General features: G+C 67.8%; 13 protein-coding genes, 1 pseudogene and 1 riboswitch. Of the genes and pseudogenes, 8 read left to right on the top strand and 6 right to left on the bottom strand.

From position 1 onward, the window contains the following. Positions 1-62 precede the first annotated feature (62 nt). Entirely contained in the window at positions 63-404 is a 342-nt protein-coding gene (locus RHA1_RS10760) for a YidH family protein (RefSeq protein ID WP_005264833.1), read from the top strand. Between the two features lie 55 nt (positions 405-459). Further along, on the top strand, positions 460-1,467 hold the full coding sequence (fgd, locus tag RHA1_RS10755) for a glucose-6-phosphate dehydrogenase (coenzyme-F420) (protein ID WP_011595003.1): 1,008 nt from the start codon (positions 460-462) through the stop codon (positions 1,465-1,467). Between the two features lie 69 nt (positions 1,468-1,536). Here the strand turns inward: fgd and RHA1_RS10750 are convergent, their stop codons facing one another. Then, positions 1,537-2,451, bottom strand: a complete 915-nt coding sequence (locus RHA1_RS10750; protein ID WP_011595002.1) for an AurF N-oxygenase family protein — start codon at positions 2,449-2,451, stop codon at positions 1,537-1,539. A gap of 253 nt (positions 2,452-2,704) precedes the next feature. Here RHA1_RS10750 and RHA1_RS10745 point away from each other — a divergent pair, with 253 nt between their 5' ends. Beyond that, entirely contained in the window at positions 2,705-2,971 is a 267-nt protein-coding gene (locus RHA1_RS10745; protein WP_011595001.1) for a hypothetical protein, read from the top strand. 1 nt (position 2,972) lies between these two features. Here the strand turns inward: RHA1_RS10745 and RHA1_RS10740 are convergent, their stop codons facing one another. Next, complete coding sequence (locus RHA1_RS10740) at positions 2,973-3,596, bottom strand: CatB-related O-acetyltransferase (RefSeq protein WP_011595000.1); 624 nt, start codon at positions 3,594-3,596, stop codon at positions 2,973-2,975. 184 nt (positions 3,597-3,780) lie between these two features. Between RHA1_RS10740 and RHA1_RS49330 the strand changes: the two are divergent. The 3 genes and pseudogenes from RHA1_RS49330 to RHA1_RS10720 all read left to right on the top strand — a co-directional run bounded on the left by RHA1_RS49330 (position 3,781) and on the right by RHA1_RS10720 (position 8,299). Then, a pseudogene (locus tag RHA1_RS49330) lies at positions 3,781-4,917 on the top strand (13E12 repeat family protein). A gap of 71 nt (positions 4,918-4,988) precedes the next feature. Continuing rightward, positions 4,989-7,109, top strand: coding sequence for a phosphate acetyltransferase (pta, locus tag RHA1_RS10725; protein WP_011594996.1), 2,121 nt, complete (start codon positions 4,989-4,991; stop codon positions 7,107-7,109). Then, positions 7,106-8,299: an acetate kinase gene (locus RHA1_RS10720; RefSeq protein ID WP_011594995.1), complete on the top strand. Its 1,194-nt coding sequence runs from the start codon at positions 7,106-7,108 to the stop codon at positions 8,297-8,299. The genes pta and RHA1_RS10720 overlap by 4 nt, the downstream gene beginning before the upstream one ends. A gap of 3 nt (positions 8,300-8,302) precedes the next feature. Here the strand turns inward: RHA1_RS10720 and RHA1_RS10715 are convergent, their stop codons facing one another. Genes RHA1_RS10715 through RHA1_RS10705 form a run of 3 tightly spaced genes read right to left on the bottom strand, consistent with a single transcriptional unit; the run spans position 8,303 to position 12,971 of the window. Continuing rightward, complete coding sequence (locus RHA1_RS10715) at positions 8,303-10,624, bottom strand: serine/threonine-protein kinase (protein WP_011594994.1); 2,322 nt, start codon at positions 10,622-10,624, stop codon at positions 8,303-8,305. An 8-nt stretch (positions 10,625-10,632) separates the two neighbouring features. After that, positions 10,633-11,613, bottom strand: coding sequence for a glutamate ABC transporter substrate-binding protein (locus RHA1_RS10710; protein ID WP_011594993.1), 981 nt, complete (start codon positions 11,611-11,613; stop codon positions 10,633-10,635). Next, a complete protein-coding gene (locus tag RHA1_RS10705; RefSeq protein WP_491731727.1) occupies positions 11,610-12,971 on the bottom strand; it encodes a GlnX family signal transduction membrane protein in 1,362 nt (453 codons plus the stop codon). The genes RHA1_RS10710 and RHA1_RS10705 overlap by 4 nt, the downstream gene beginning before the upstream one ends. 145 nt (positions 12,972-13,116) lie before the next feature. Between RHA1_RS10705 and RHA1_RS10700 the strand changes: the two genes are divergently transcribed. Further along, a complete protein-coding gene (locus RHA1_RS10700; protein ID WP_011594991.1) occupies positions 13,117-13,875 on the top strand; it encodes an NUDIX hydrolase in 759 nt (252 codons plus the stop codon). Here the strand turns inward: RHA1_RS10700 and thiE are convergent, their stop codons facing one another. After that, positions 13,876-14,574, bottom strand: coding sequence for a thiamine phosphate synthase (gene thiE, locus RHA1_RS10695; RefSeq protein WP_005264846.1), 699 nt, complete (start codon positions 14,572-14,574; stop codon positions 13,876-13,878). 24 nt (positions 14,575-14,598) lie between these two features. Beyond that, a riboswitch (TPP riboswitch) is annotated at positions 14,599-14,711 on the top strand. Here thiE and thiO point away from each other — a divergent pair. After that, on the top strand, positions 14,710-15,777 hold the full coding sequence (thiO, locus tag RHA1_RS10690; RefSeq protein WP_029539287.1) for a glycine oxidase ThiO: 1,068 nt from the start codon (positions 14,710-14,712) through the stop codon (positions 15,775-15,777). Its footprint overlaps the riboswitch before it by 2 nt.

The raw sequence follows: 15,777 nt of genomic DNA, 5'->3' as shown, positions 1-15,777 counted from the left end.
AATCTAGGACTGCGGGGCACCTGCTTGGTGCGGTTCCCGTGAACCGGTGTAAAGATGATTCGGTGACCGACAACGACCGGCCCGACGAGCGTTTCACCCTCGCAAGCGAGCGGACGTTCCTCGCCTGGATGCGGAGTTCGCTCGCGCTCCTGGCCGGTGGCATCGCGATGATCCACCTGGTCCCCGAATTCAGCACCGGGTGGGTGCGGACGACCCTCGGCCTGATCCTGATCGGTCTCGCCGCGGCAGCCGCCCTCGTCGGAATGCGGCGGTGGTCGCAGGTCGAGAAGGCCCTGCGTGACGGCGCACCGATGCCGCCGCCCCACGAGTTGTGGCTGTTCGCGGTGACACTGACGGTGGTGGCACTGGGAGCGGCGCTCGCCAGCCTGGTGGCCGCGCTCTAACCTGCAGAAGAGGTTTGCATCTCGCGAACCGGACGTGAAGACGAAGGAGTACACGGTGGCCCACGAACTCAAGCTCGGTTACAAGGCGTCCGCGGAGCAGTTCGGTCCGCGGGAGTTGGTGGAGCTGGGTGTTCTGGCGGAGGCGCACGGTATGGATTCGGCGACGGTGTCGGATCATTTCCAGCCGTGGCGGCACGAGGGCGGTCATGCGCCGTTCTCGTTGGCGTGGATGACGGCGGTCGGGGAGCGCACGTCACGGTTGCAGTTGGGGACGTCGGTGATGACGCCGACGTTCCGGTACAACCCGGCGGTGGTGGCGCAGGCGTTCGCGACGATGGGGTGTCTGTATCCGGGGCGGATCATGCTCGGGGTGGGTACCGGTGAGGCGCTCAACGAGATCGCGACGGGTTTTGCGGGGGAGTGGCCGGAGTTCAAGGAGCGGTTCGCGCGGCTGCGGGAGGCGGTCCGGTTGATGCGTGAGCTGTGGCTCGGTGATCGGGTCGATTTCGAGGGTGAGTACTTCACCACGAGGGGGGCGTCGATCTACGACGTGCCCGAGGGTGGGATTCCGGTGTACATCGCGGCCGGTGGTCCGGTGGTGGCCCGGTACGCCGGTCGGAGCGGCGACGGGTTCATCTGCACGTCCGGTAAGGGCATGGAGTTGTACACGGAGAAGTTGATGCCTGCGGTCGCGGAGGGGGCGGAGAAGGCCGACCGTGATGTGGCGGAGATCGACAAGATGATCGAGATCAAGATTTCGTACGACACGGATCCGGAGTTGGCGCTGGAGAACACGCGGTTCTGGGCGCCGTTGTCGTTGACACCGGAGCAGAAGCATTCGATCGACGATCCGATCGAGATGGAGAGGGCGGCGGATGCGTTGCCGATCGAGCAGGTGGCGAAGCGGTGGATCGTGGCGTCGGATCCGGATGAGGCGGTGGCGCAGATCCGCCCGTATCTCGATGCCGGGTTGAACCACCTGGTGTTCCACGCTCCCGGGCACGATCAGAAGCGGTTCCTGGAACTCTTCGAGCGGGACCTCGCGCCGCGGCTGCGGGGGTAGGCGGCTTCGCCGCCCGTGCGTGGTTGACGAGTACAGGGACTCTTCAACCACGCACGGGCCCGAAGGGCCTCAGAGCATGTTCACGCGCTTGAAGAGGTGCCGGGAAGGACCGCCCAGCAGATCAGCGTCGTCCAGGAACCGCATGAGCGGCTGCGAACTCTCACGGATCTTGTCCGCCCGGAACCGGTTGTTCTTCGCCTCACGCAGAGCGCGTTCGGTGTCCAGTCCGGCCGCCGCGTAGACGGCGGGATTTATCATGCTGGAGACGATCAGATTCGACGCGATCGCGATGCAGGCGCGACTCGCCGCACGGTGCGCCTTGCTCATACCCTGGGCTCGTCGCAGTGTCTCCTCCCGGGCGAAGCGCATGTGCCGGGCTTCTTCGACCACGTGAATCTTGCTGGTGACGCGGACGATCGGCTGGACGCGTGTGTCCTTCATCCAGTCGCGCTGCATGACGTCGAGGATCTCCTCGGCGACGAGAATGCCGGCGTATGCGACCTCCCCCGAGGCGAGCGCCTTGAACCCGCGACCCAGCGTCACTACCGACTTGCGGGGAACGTAGGAGGGGCAACCGAACTTCTCGGCGGTGCGAGCGAACATCACCGAGTGCCTGCACTCGTCGGCTACCTCGGTCAGTGCGAACTGGAAATGGGCCTGCGACGCGTCCTTGGCGTACATGTCCCGGATGACCATCTGCTGGAGGATCATCTCGAACCAGATTCCGGTGCCCATGATCGAGGACACCTCGTGCTTCGTCAGCGTGATCTGCTGCTCGAACGTCATCTCGTCCCACATCGGCGTGCCGTACAGCGAGGACCACTCGGGCGTGAGGCCGTACAGGTCGTCGGGGACGGGCGCGTCCCAGTCGACCTCGACCGTCGGGTCGTACGACATGCGGGCGGAGGACTGGAGGAGCCGGTCGCCGGTGTCCTGGCGATCCGTGATCTTCGGATTGCGGATAGCGAGCGTCGAGCGTGCCATGAAATCCTCCATGTCAGTGTGTCTAGCAGTTACACCTAATCATGTCGAAGAAAGCTCTTTACGTCAATGCCTCTGGTGTATAAAGAGTAGACAAATCACGGTAGTTCTTCGGACGTCAAGATCTCGGTGATGATCCCCACAACTCCGACACAAGGCTTGCTCAAAATTTGCCGATCGTCTGTAGTGAGTTCTCGGCAGCGGGCCCGGATGATCCCTTGCCCTGGCATCACCCTGCAGAAAGCGGAATGAACCCATGTCTGATCAGAAGAGTGCCGCCCAGCCCCACAGCCCCGACGTCGTCGTCGGCGCTCGCGTTCGGGTCCGCCGCGACTCCGACGCTCCCGCGCCCGGTGTCGTGATCGAAGATTTCGCGGACCTGTCCCAGTCGGAGGGACTCCTCGGACGTGATTGGGCGCCCGTGCACCGCTGGGCCGTCGCTCTCGACGACGGACGCCTCGTGTTCGCCGACGACGGCGAACTCGACCTCGACGCCGACGCACCGCAGGCGGCGCGCGGCTGATTCAGCCGAGTCCGTCGCCGACATCCTGAAGTTGCTCGACGGTGCCTGCGGCGATGGTTCGCACATGATCGGTGACGACGGAAATCGGCCAGTCCCACCACGCGATCCGCACCAGCGCGGCGATCTCGGATTCCGAGTAGCGGTCTTTGATGTGGACGGCCGGATTCCCGCCCACGACCGCATAGTCCGGCACGTCCCGCGTCACCACCGAACCGGTCGACACAATCGCGCCGTGCCCGATACGCACCCCGGGCATGATCGTCGCATTGCCTCCGATCCACACGTCGCTACCGACGACGGTGTCGCCGCGCGACGGTAGATCGGCGAGCAGATCGGAATGCTGGGCCCACGACCCTCCCATGATCGGAAACGGGAAGGTCGAGACTCCGCTCATGCGATGATTCGCGCCGTTCATGATGAACGTCGTCCCGGTCGCGAATGCGCAGAACTTGCCGATGATCAGCCGCTCCGGCCCGTAATGGTGCAGGACATTGCGTGTTTCGAACTCCTCCGTGAACTCGGGGTCGTCGTAGTAGCTGTACTCCCCGACCTCGATCAGCGGGTTCTCGATCAGCGGTTTGAGCAGGACCACCCGAGGCTGACCCGAAACTGGGTGCAGGGTCATCGGATCCGGTGCGGTATTCGTGGGCAACTACTTCTCCATTCCTCGGCGCGGGGCGCGCGATCTCTTGTATAGCGCCGTACGGCGCTGGGCTGCACGCACTTTTGCGGCGTGCGGCTATTGCCATTGTTCACGAGCTGTTGCCAGAGTCGAACAAAGTTTCGAATGGCCTTGGGGGAGGTTGGTTGTGGGGGAATTGGTGGCGCAGGATCTGGAGGAGTTGCGTGTATTCACGGCGCGGCTGCGGAGGGTTTCCGTCGACGGTGACGCGGGGTTGGGGATCGAGTGGCTCGACGCGATCGAGGCGTTGAAATCGGTCGGGTGCGCGGCGCAGGCGGTGATCACCGACGGCGTCGTCACGTCTATCCGTGCAGATCGCAGGGCTGCGGGGGTGCCACGGGTGGAGTGGGACCGCGGCATCGCCTCGCAGATTGCGTTGGCGCGCAGAGAATCCCCGAACCGCGGCGGCCGGCATCTCGAATTCGCGCAGGCGCTGGTGCACGAGATGCCGCACACCCTGGCGATGTTGCGGTAGGGCCGGTTGAACGAATGGCGAGCCACCCTGCTGGTGCGGGAGACTGCATGTCGGTCGGCGACGGATCGGGCGATCGTGGACCGCCGGTTGTGCTCGGACCCGGCCACTCTCGACGGTGTCGGAGCGTCGGGTGACGACACGGCCGGCGCCGGACTCGATGGCGTATCTGAGCGTGCTGATGCCGGTGGAGCAGGCGGTGTGTCTACAGCGACGTTGGGACGGAATGCGGACAGCTTGATTGCCCCGGGAACAGTGGCGGCCGCACCCGCAATCAGCTAATGGTGGACTTGCTGTTCGACCGCGGCACCGGGCAGGCGGTGGCGTCGGGTGTTCCGGTGGCGGTGAATCTGGTGCTCTCGGACGAGACTCTGCTGGCCGGTGGTCACGAGGCCGCGCAGTTGCAGGGGTTCGGGCCGGTGCCGGCAGTTGATGGCCGACGCCGTCGACCGTGACACCGAGACAGCATTGCGGCGGGTGTACGCGTGCCCGCAGTTGGGTTCGTTGACGGCGATGGAATCGCAATCCCGCACGTTCCCGAAGAGCCTGCGACAGCTGATCGACCTGAGGGATCAGACGTGCCGCACCCCGTGGTGCGACGCGCCGATCCGGCATCACGACCACATCCGCTCACACCGAGAATCCGGTGCCACGACGGCGGACAACGGGTCCGGGCTCTGCGAGGCCAGCAACTATGCGAAGGAAGGTGACGGATGGTCCGCCCGCCCCGTACACAACCCCGCTCGCGGAGGACACTGTTCGCGCTGCCCCACCGGACGTCGGGAAGGGTGATTCGGCCATAGGCCATCTGACCGCCCGGCGGGTGCGGTGTCAATCGACGGGCGGCGGTGGCCGGATACGCTATGGCCATGGCTGCGCCAGCGACACCCTCACCCGTGAATCCGCCCGCCCGATCCCAGCCCTCGAGCGTTTACATCGCCTCACCGGAGGGGGACACCGGCAAGTCCACCATCGCGCTGGGTGTCCTGCAGATGCTCTGTGCGTCGGCGGCGAGGGTGGGCGTCTTCCGTCCCATCGCCCGATCGACGCAGGAAACCGACTACATCCTCGAGTTGCTGCTCGAACACACGACGGCCGACGTCGGCTACGAGGAGGCCCTCGGGGTCACGTACGAGCATGTCCACGCCGATCCCGACGGGGCGCTCAGCGAGATCGTCTCCCGGTATCACCAGGTGGCGGCGCAGTGCGACGCCGTCGTGGTGATCGGCAGCGATTACACCGACGTGGCGAGCCCGAGCGAACTCGGTTACAACGCGAGGATCGCCGCCAACCTGGGCGCACCGGTGCTGCTCGCCGTGAAGGGAGCGCGGCGCACCCCCGAGGAGGTCGCGCAACTCGCCCATCTCGCGATCGGTGAACTGACTTCTCACCACGCCCATCCGCTCGCTGTGGTCGCGAACCGCTGCGACCCGGATGAGCTCGATGCGGTCACCGCCGCGTTGGCGTCCACCGGTGTGCCCGCGTGGAGCCTGCCCGAGATCCCGCTGCTGGTCGCGCCGACCATGGCCGAACTCCTCGAGTCGATCGACGGCAGCCTGTTCAGCGGCGACCCCGAGCTTCTCCACCGCGAGGCGCTGCGGGTAATGGTGGGCGGAATGACGGCGGAGCACATTCTCGAACGGTTGACCGAGGGCACGGTGGTGATCGCCCCGGCCGACCGTTCCGACGTGCTGCTGGCGATGGTGAATGCGCATGAAGCCGAAGGTTTCCCGTCGCTGGCGGGCATCATCATGAACGGCGGCCTGATGCCGCACCCGGCGATCGCGAAGCTGATGGCCGGCCTGAAGCCGCGGTTGCCGATCCTCACCACCGGACTGGGCACGTTCGACACGGCCAGTGCGGCCGCGCAGACCCGTGGCCGGGTGGCGGTCGGTTCGCAGCGCAAGATCGACACCGCCCTGAGCGTCATGGAACTGCGGGTGGACGCACCCACACTGCTGGAGCGCTTGAAGTTGCCGATCCCCTCGGTGGTGACTCCGCAGATGTTCGAATACCAGCTGATCGACCGTGCCCGCCGCGACCGCAAGCACATCGTGCTGCCGGAAGGCGACGACGACCGCATCCTCCGCGCGGCGGGGAGACTGTTGCAGCGGCAGGTGGCGGCGCTGACCATTCTCGGCGACGAGGTGCAGGTGCGGCGCCGCGCGGCGGAACTCGGCGTCGACCTCGGTGACGCACAGGTTCTCGACCCCCGGACGTCCGACCACGCCGGGCCGTTCGCCGAGGAGTACGCGCGGCTCCGCGCCCACAAGGGCATGACCGTGGAGCGGGCCCGCGAGGTGATGGCCGACATCTCGTACTTCGGAACCATGATGGTGCACTTGGGAATCGCGGACGGCATGGTCTCCGGTGCCGCGCACACCACGGCGCACACCATCCGGCCGTCGTTCGAGATCATCAAGACGCAACCGGGGGTGTCCACGGTGTCGAGCGTGTTCCTGATGTGCCTGTCCGATCGGGTACTCGCGTACGGGGACTGCGCGGTGGTGCCCGACCCCACCGCCGAACAGTTGGCCGACATCGCGATCTCGTCGGCGCAGACGGCGGCTCAGTTCGGCATCGATCCGCGGATCGCGATGCTGTCGTACTCGACCGGCGACTCCGGGAGCGGCGCGGACGTCGACAAGGTGCGCTCCGCGACGAAACTCGTCCGCGAGCGTCGCCCGGACCTGTTGGTGGAGGGCCCCATTCAGTACGACGCCGCCATCGAGCAGAGTGTGGCCGACAAGAAGATGCCCGATTCGGCGGTGGCCGGGAAGGCGACGGTCTTCATCTTCCCCGACCTCAACACCGGGAACAACACCTACAAGGCCGTGCAGCGCAGTGCCGGCGCCATCGCCGTCGGTCCGGTGTTGCAGGGCCTCAACAAGCCCGTCAACGACCTGTCGCGAGGGGCGCTGGTCGAGGACATCGTGAACACCGTGGCCATCACCGCGATCCAGGCGCAGGGAGCAGAGAAGTGACTGAGGGGTCCGTACTGGTAGTCAATTCCGGTTCGTCGTCGATCAAGTTCCAGCTGATCCACCCGGACACCGGTAAGGCCTCGGCGTCCGGTCTCGTCGAGAGGATCGGGGAGCCCGAGGGGCGCATCGTCTATCACCACCGCACCGGATTGGCGGAGCGTCACGTTCACATCGCCGACCACCGGGCCGGGCTGAAGATGGTGTCGGACATCGTCGCCGAGGTGGGCCGACCGCTGAGGGAGGCGGGGATCGTCGCGGTCGGTCATCGCATCGTCCACGGCGGCGACGTGTTCTTCGAACCCACGATCATCGACGACGCGGTGGTGCAGTCCATTTCGGAACTCTCGAACCTTGCCCCACTGCACAATCCGGCGAATGTGATCGGGATCGAGGTGGCGCGGGAGGAGCTGCCGGACATCCCGCACGTCGCGGTGTTCGACACCGCGTTCTTCCACACCCTGCCCGCGGAGGCGTCGACGTATGCGATCGACCGGCAGGTCGCGAAGGAGCACTCCATCCGGCGGTACGGCTTCCACGGCACGTCGCACCAGTACGTGTCGGCCCAGGCGGCCGAGTTACTCGGCAGGGATCTGTCCGAGCTGAACCAGATCGTGTTGCACCTGGGGAACGGTGCCTCGGCGTCCGCGATCCGCGGGGGACGGGCCGTCGACACGAGCATGGGGCTGACCCCGCTCGAGGGGCTCGTCATGGGCACGCGGTCCGGGGACGTCGATCCCGGTGTCATCCTGCACCTGCACCGCAGCGGGATGGGTGTCGATCAGATCGACGACCTCCTGAACCGGCACTCCGGACTCAAAGGCCTGTCGGGGGTCAACGACTTCCGGGCGCTCCTGACGCTCGTCGGCGAGGGCGACGAGGCCGCGGCGTTGGCGTACGACGTGTACGTGCACCGACTCCGCAAGTACATCGGCGCCTACCTGGTGGAACTGGGCGGCGTCGACGTCATCACGTTCACCGGAGGAGTCGGCGAGAACAATGTCGACGTCCGCCGCGACAGCCTGGCCGGGCTGGGGCGCCTCGGCATCGTCGTCGACGACGACCGCAACCGCGCGGATTCCCGGGACGCACGACGTATCTCGGCGGACGAGTCCGACGTGGAGGTGCTGGTCGTGCCCACCAACGAGGAGTTCGCGATCGCCCGTGCTGCGGCGGACCTGATCGGGGCCTGAGCGTTACAGCAGGCTCTTGGGCCGGATGGCGTTGGCGAGATCCACCAGCGTGTACCGGTGAGTGCGCTCGGGGGCGTTGCGGGCCAGCGCCCGCAGGCCTGCCTCGGCACCCTTGCGGAGGCCCCGTTCGGTGAACGGCACACCGAGGATCTGTTCGCGTTCCGTCGCCGACGTGTGACCGGCACGCATCCAGTCCAGTGCGGTGCCCAAGACGAGCGTGCGCATCTGCAGTGCCCGGCTCTCCTCGGGTGCGAGCGCGGCGACACGGAGTGCGGCCTCCCGGAGGGCTGCTTCGTCGATCTCCTCGATCGGCTTGCCGGACAACAGCATCAGCACACTCGTCATCCGGGCCATGGTGAAGTGCCGGGAGGTCGCGGGAACCTGATCGAGGGCGGCGATGGCGCCGGGTAGGTCGCCGCGTTGGGTGAGTTGCCGCGCCAGCCCGAATGCCGCACTCACCATGCTGTGGTCGGTCCGCCACACCGTCCGGTAGTACTTCTCGGCGAACGTCCGCCACTGATGGGGATCGGAACTCTCCCAGTGCTGCAGAATCAGTTCGGCGGTGGCGGCCAGAGCAAGCTTGGGAGCCGTCTCCCCGGGCATCGCCTTCAGCACGGATTCGAAGCGGGAGAACGCCGTCTCGTATTCGCCGTCGATGAGCGTCGCGAGTCCGGCGTACCAGTCGACGCGCCAGTTCCCGCCCATGTCGCCCTCCACGGCGCGGAGGAGTTCGGTGGCGGTGGCGGCGTCACCGAGATCGAGGTGCGCCTTGATCTCGGCGAGTGTGAGTTCCCGGGAGAACGACACGTCGAGGTCGCCGACGACTCGTTCGATACCGTTCTCGCGCGCGTGCCGAATGGACTCCAGTGTCTGCTGCGGTTCGCTGTGCACCGCGGCGGCCAGGAGTGGGGCGTTGGGATCGGTCGGGTCGATCAGGGGCACCGCCAACGCCTGCGCCACGGAGTGCGGATCGAGATTCTCGTCCCGTTCGACGCCGTCGACGTACACGTCGGTCTGCTCGACGGCCTCGTTCGTGCCGAACGTCGTTCTCTGCTTGCTGAACACGGTCGACAGTCCGGGATGCTCCTCACCGGTCTGCTGCGCGAGCACCTCCCGCAGTACCGCTGTGAGCTGACCCGCCATCTCCTCGGCGGACGCGAAACGCCGGCTCGGATCGGGGTCGGTTGCGCGCAACAGGAGTCGGTGGAAGAACTCGTATTCCGCGAGGAGCGGCGCCTGCTCGGGGGACGGGATCCCGTCGAGGTACCGGCCCTTGTCGGACGGCATGTCGAGCGTCAGGACGGCGAGTGTGCGCCCCACCGTGTAGATGTCGGACGCCACGGTCGGGCCGGTCTTGACGATCTCCGGCGCCTGAAACCCGGGTGTGCCGTACAGGTAGCCGTAGTCCTCGATGCCCGCGACGGCCCCGAGGTCGATCAATTTGAGGGCGTCCTCGGTGACCATCACGTTGTCCGGTTTGAGGTCGTTGTACACCAGGCCGGTGGAGTGCAGATATGCCAGTGCGGGAAGGATTTCGAGCACGTAGGCGATGGCCTGCTCGACCGGCATGCGCTCGGGCTTCTCGTGCGTCGACAGGACGTCCCGCAGCGAGTGACCGCCCACGTACTCCATGACGATGTACCCCATCGGGGTCCCGTCCGATCGGGGATGCTCCACGAAGTTGAAGATCTTCACGATGCTCGGGTGGGCCACCTCGGCGAGGAACTGGCGTTCGGCGACGGCCACGGCCTGAGCCTCGGCGTCGCCGAAGTGCAACAGGCCCTTGAGAACCACCCACCGGTCGCTGACGTTGCGATCGATGGCCAGGTAGATCCAGCCGAGGCCGCCGTGCGCGATGCAGCCCTGCACCTCGTACTGGCCGCCGATAAACTCGTTCGGGCCGAGAAGCGGCCGGAAGTCGTACGTGGCTCCGCACGAGGGGCACAGACCGAACTCGGAGCCCTCGGACGTGGCACTGGTGCGGCCGACCGGTTTGTTGCATTTCCAGCAGAAGCGCTTGCTCTCGGGGACTTTCGGGTCGGTCATCACGGCGGACGCCGGGTCGAGCGTCTTCACGACGGGAACCTCGACGAGACCGCCGCCGAGTCGCAGGCGCTGCCCGGACCGGGTGCGCGGTGAGCGCGTCGAGCGGCCGGTGCCGGACGCGCCGGACGGCCGGGACGTCGGCGTCGCCTGGGTGGCCGGACCCTCGTCCGGTTCTTCCCGGACCGCGGCCTGCGTGGCCTCCTCCTCCGGCTCCCGGACGGCGGCCTGGGTGGCGATGTCCGGGTCGGTGGACTCCGGGTTCTTCGAATGTTGCGGCATGCGTCCCCTCAGTCCTGGTACACGGCGGACGGCGGGGCGGGGGACGGCCCCAGCATCGACAGCCAGTGGTCGTACATCCTGGTCCAGGTACCGTCGCGGCGGATCCGTTCGAGCGTGCCGTTGACGAACCGCACCAGGTCCTCGTTCGCCTTGGTGATGCCGACGCCGTACGGCTCGGCGCCCATGCTGTCTCCGACGATCTCGAGATACGGGTCCTGGGACGCCAGGCCGGCGAGGATGGTGTCGTCGGTGCTCACCGCATCGACCTGCCGTTGTTGCAGGACCACCAGGCAATCCGACCACATGGGGACCGTCAGGATGTCCGCGGTGGGCGCCACCTGCTGCAGCCGTGTCAGCGACGTCGTGCCGCGGACGACGCAGACCCGCTTCCCGTCCAGGTCGGCGGCGCTGCGGATCGGGGAGCCCTTCACGACGAGAACCCGCTGCTGTGCCTCGAAGTACTCGGAGGAGAACGCCACCCGTTCCTTCCGGTCGCAGGTGATGGTCATCGTCTTGGCCACGATGTCGACCATCGACTCCTGAAGTGCCTTCTCGCGATTCGCCGACGTGAGGATGCGGTACTCCAGCCGGTCGGGATCGCCGAACAGGTCCCGTGCGATCTCCCGGGCGATGTCGACGTCGAAGCCCTGGACGGCCCCGGTCGCCGGATCGCGGAAACTCATCAGATTGCTGCCCGTGTCGAGGCCGACGACCAGACGCCCCCGCGCGCGGATGGCGTCGACCGTCGGCATCGGCGGTGCGGCGTCGGTGTCGGGGAACGGGCGCAGGCTCGCGGTGGGATCGCCGCAGTCCTTCTCCGGGGTCGGTGGCGCAGCGCTCGTCTCGGGCGCCGGCGTCGCGGCCGCGGGTAGCGGGGGCTCGGTGTACGACACGCTCGGCGATCCGACGTGCGCCGGACTCGACTCGGCGCACCCGCCGATCAGCAACGTGGCCGCCACCAGCACCAGCGCGATCCGGCGCCCCCTCACTGGTATTCCCGCAACCGAGGCCACAACCCGATGATAATTCCGCCGAACGCGATGAGCGTCAGGACGAGGGCACCGGAACCGAGCGCGGTCAGCACGCGGGCCGCGGATTCGACATGCGACCGCAGACGGTCGCGGGCGGTGCCGATTCCGTCGGTGAGCGCGTCGTCGACGGCGGTGAACTGCGCCGCGGAATCCGACGGTCCCGGTCCGATGGCGACCGTTGCCGCCGAGGCGAAGTCGCCCTTGGCGAGGATCTCGTTCATGCGGTCGTGCGCCGAGGACCAGAGCGTCCACGCCTCCTGCGCCCGCGCCACCTCGTCGTGGCCGACCGCGCGGTCGCCGTCGTGGGGGTAGCTCGACAGCAGGGTGTCGAGCTGACCGGACTTGTCCTCGAAGACGGCGTCGTAGTCGCCGTTCGAGTCGCGGCGGACCAGTTTGAGGGTCTCCTCGGTGCGGGCCTGCTGGGCGAGGATGCGGGCGGCGGTCAACTCGTGCATCGGGCGGGCGCCCTCGGTCAGTGCCCGCTTGGTGTCGACGGAGGAGACCAGACCGGCGACCAGCATCCACACCAGGAGGATCGCCGTGCACGACGACGCCACGATCAGCCCGAGATTGAACGTGCGCCGACTGAGTCTCGCGATGACTATCTGGGCGACGAGCAGCGCGACGAGTGCGACGAGGATCAGGATCAGCGCCAGCCAGGGTGGGCGAGAGTAGTCCCGTTGCGTGTCCGCGACGGCGGCTTCCTGCTGGGCGTGCAACTGCTGCGCCATCGGCAGCATGCTCGTCTGCATCAGCGTGGACGCCTCGCTGAGGTAGGCCGCGCCGACGGGATGGCCGGTGCGATTGTTGGCCCGTGCGGTCTCGACGAGACCGGCGTAGACGCTGAGGTCGCTGGAGATGGAGGCGAGCAGTCGGCGGCTGTCCACGTCGCTCGCCGCGAGACCGCCCGACGCGTACACGAGGTCGGCGGAGGCGGTGCCGATCGCCTGCGCGTAGGTGTCGCGGAGTTCGGGAGGTTCGAGACCGCCGGAGATGAACGCCGTCGTGGCCGCGGCGTCCGCCACGGACAGGGCGCTGTAGAGGTTCTGCGCCGAGAACGACAGCGGTTCGGTCTCCGCGAGGACACTGTCGAGGGTGGCTTCCCTGCTGTTCGCCGTCGAGGCGGCCACCAACCCGGCTGTGAGTGTGAGCAGAATCAGGAGGGCGCCGAGGGCGGTGAGCTTGGCGGGAGTCGATGCGAGGAACGCGCGCAGTTCCTTGCGGCGCGCCACCGCGGGGTCGACGTCGTCGTCCGCGGCGGCAGACAATGCGCGGCTGCCGTGGGGTTCGATCGACGGTGCCTCACGCAGAACCACCTCGCACCCCTCCCGTGTCATGGCCGCACCTTGTGGGGAGCATATAAGCAGCGGTCGGTTCACGACTGCCGACGGGCAGTTCCGGAAGAAACCGTTAGTGTGAGGGAACTGCAGGGAGACCCATCAGGTCGGACAGGGGTAGTCGATGCGTGGTGACGGTGACGGCTGGGCAACCGGGCCGGACGGCAGTCGTCATTGGGGCAAGCACGGTGCGGCCGGGTTGTTGCTGCGTGCGCCGCTCCCGGACGAGACGCCGGCCGTGCTGCTACAGCACCGTGCGGCCTGGAGTCACCAGGGTGGCACGTGGGCGCTGCCCGGCGGTGCCCGGGACAGCCACGAGACCACCACCCACGCCGCGGTACGCGAAGCGCACGAGGAAGCCGGCATCGAGAGCGCGGCCATCCGCGTCCGCACCGAGGTCGTCACGATGAAGGCCGCGAGCGGCTGGAGTTACACCACGGTGATCGCCGACGCGGAGCGCCCGCTGCCCACCGTCGCGAACGGCGAGAGCACCGAACTGCGCTGGGTGCGGGAAACCGACGTGGCCGGGCTGCCGCTGCACCCGGGATTCGAAGCGGGGTGGCCGCAACTGCGCACCACGGAGGTGCGTTTGCTGCTCGACCGGCACGACGTGCTGGGCGAACGCGGCGCGCTGGCGCAGTTGTCGAAGGCCCTGCCCCGCACGGTGCACCTGCCCGACGGCACCTACGGGTGGTTGCCGCGCGTCGAGGTGCTCGAAGCCCTGGACGCGGTCGGCCGCAGCGCCGAACCGGCCGGCCACGGCACCACGCTGGGAACGGTGACGGCCGTCGTCACCACCGACCCCGACCTGATCGAACAGTTGCCGGCCACCGTCGTCGTCCTGCCGCCCGCCACGGTGCTGGACTGGCTGGACCAGCCGTAACTACGCGTTCTGCTGCAACAGGGCGGACAGCGAGCGCGCGGCGGCCTGCGGGTCGCGGGCCTCGGTGATGGCCCGCACGACGACGATGCGGGAGGCCCCCGCGGCGAGGATCTCCGGAACGCGGGACTCGTCGATGCCGCCGATCGCGAACCACGGGCGGTTCGGCTCCGAGTCGGCGGTCGATCGCACCAGATCGATGCCCGACGCGGTCCGCCCCGGCTTGGTGGGGGTGGCCCACACCGGTCCGGTGCAGAAGTAGTCGACGCCGTCCTCGATCGCCGCGAGACTGGCCTGCGCGCGACTGTGGGTGGAGCGGCCGATCAGGACATCGGAACCCACCACGGTCCGTGCGTACGGGACGGGCAGGTCGCCCTGGCCGAGGTGCAGCACGTCGGCCCCGGCCGCCAGCGCCATGTCGGCGCGGTCGTTGACCGCGAGCAGCGCTCCGTGCCGCCTGGCCGCGGCCGCGAGCACCGACAGTGCCGCCAGTTCGTCCCGGGCGTCCATCGTGCCGAACTTCTTCTCTCCGGCCGAGCCCTTGTCGCGGAGCTGGATGATGTCGACGCCGCCGGACAGCGCGGCCTCGGCGAACTGCGCCAGGTCGCCCTTCTCGCGCCGAGCATCGGTGCACAGGTACAAACGTGCTGTTCCGAGGCGGCGCCGACGGTCCGTGAGGTTGCTGTGATGCGAGGTGGTCACGGCATGACGGTAGCCTCTACGGTGAAAGTGCAACACGGGAGTCCCGGGGAACGTGGGGCTGAGAGGGGCTCACGCCGAGCCCGACCGTCATACCTGACCCGGATCATGCCGGCGCAGGAAGTGAGGTGGAGTTCAATGGCGAGATCGGTATCCGTCGTCGGAGGCGGAGTGATCGGCCTGTCCATTGCGTGGCGAGCAGCCCGCAACGGCTGGTCGGTTCGGCTGTACGACCCGTCGATCGGTTCGGGGGCGTCCTGGGTGGCGGGCGGCATGCTCGCCCCGTTGTCCGAGGGCTGGCCCGGCGAGGAGAGCGTCCTCGAACTGGGAAGCGCGTCGCTCGACCGGTGGCCCGAATTCGGGAAGGAACTCGAGGCCGGGGCCGGCGTCGAGCTGTTCACGTCGCAGAGTTCGCTCACCGTCGCGCTGGACGGCGCCGACGCGGAGGACCTGCGGACCATCGCCGAATGGGTGGGTGCCCAGGGGCGGGAACTGCAGATCCTGAGCCGTGTGGAAGTCCGCGCGCTCGAGCCGATGCTGGGGCGCGGAGTCAGGTTGGGACTCTTGGCCGTCGACGAACTGGCCGTGGACAACAGGCTGCTGTTGCAGGCGTTGCAACGGTGCGCGGTCGACGCCGGAGTGGAGCTGATCGGGGAGGCCGTGCACAGCCTCGACCGGCTGGGCACCGACCAGATCGTCGTCACCGCGGGCATCGCGTCGCCGGCCCTGTGGCCCGGGCTTCCGGTTCGCCCGGTGAAGGGCGAGATCCTGCGGTTGCGCTCGCGTCCCGGGGTGACCCCCGCGCCGGGCCGCACCATCCGCGGCAGTGTGCACGGCAGGCCCGCCTACCTGGTGCCGCGGGCCGACGGCATCGTCGTCGGTGCCACCCAGTACGAGTCGGGCAACGACACGCAGGTCACGGTGGCCGGCGTGCGCGACCTGATCGCCGATGCCGAAGCGCTGATGCCCGCCATCGGCGAGTACGAACTGCGCGAGACCTCGGCGGGTCTGCGTCCGATGACTCCGGACAACCTGCCGCTGATCGGTCGGGTGTCCGATCGGGTCGTGGTGGCGACGGGACACGGCCGTAACGGCATCCTGCTCACCCCGGTGACCGCCGACGCGACGGTGGCATTGTTGGAGGGCTCGGCACTGGTCGAGGCGAAAGCCGCCGACCCCGAACGTTTCGAGAAAGTAGCGAGGTAG

The organism is Rhodococcus jostii RHA1, assembly GCF_000014565.1.
In the GTDB taxonomy this organism is placed as follows: Bacteria; Actinomycetota; Actinomycetes; order Mycobacteriales; family Mycobacteriaceae; genus Rhodococcus_F; species Rhodococcus_F jostii_A.
The sequence above is the reverse complement of the archived record's forward strand: the minus strand, read 5'-3'. Positions and strand labels throughout refer to the sequence as shown.

Excerpts from the sequence above, each read along its gene's own strand:
- RHA1_RS10750 (WP_011595002.1), bottom strand. The coding sequence starts at position 2,451 with ATGGCACGCTCGACGCTCGCTATCCGCAATCCGAAGATCACGGATCGC.
- RHA1_RS10745 (WP_011595001.1), top strand. The coding sequence starts at position 2,705 with ATGTCTGATCAGAAGAGTGCCGCCCAGCCCCACAGCCCCGACGTCGTC.
- RHA1_RS10740 (WP_011595000.1), bottom strand. The coding sequence starts at position 3,596 with ATGACCCTGCACCCAGTTTCGGGTCAGCCTCGGGTGGTCCTGCTCAAA.
- pta (WP_011594996.1), top strand. The coding sequence starts at position 4,989 with ATGGCCATGGCTGCGCCAGCGACACCCTCACCCGTGAATCCGCCCGCC.
- RHA1_RS10715 (WP_011594994.1), bottom strand. The coding sequence starts at position 10,624 with ATGCCGCAACATTCGAAGAACCCGGAGTCCACCGACCCGGACATCGCC.
- RHA1_RS10700 (WP_011594991.1), top strand. The coding sequence starts at position 13,117 with ATGCGTGGTGACGGTGACGGCTGGGCAACCGGGCCGGACGGCAGTCGT.
- thiO (WP_029539287.1), top strand. The coding sequence starts at position 14,710 with ATGGCGAGATCGGTATCCGTCGTCGGAGGCGGAGTGATCGGCCTGTCC.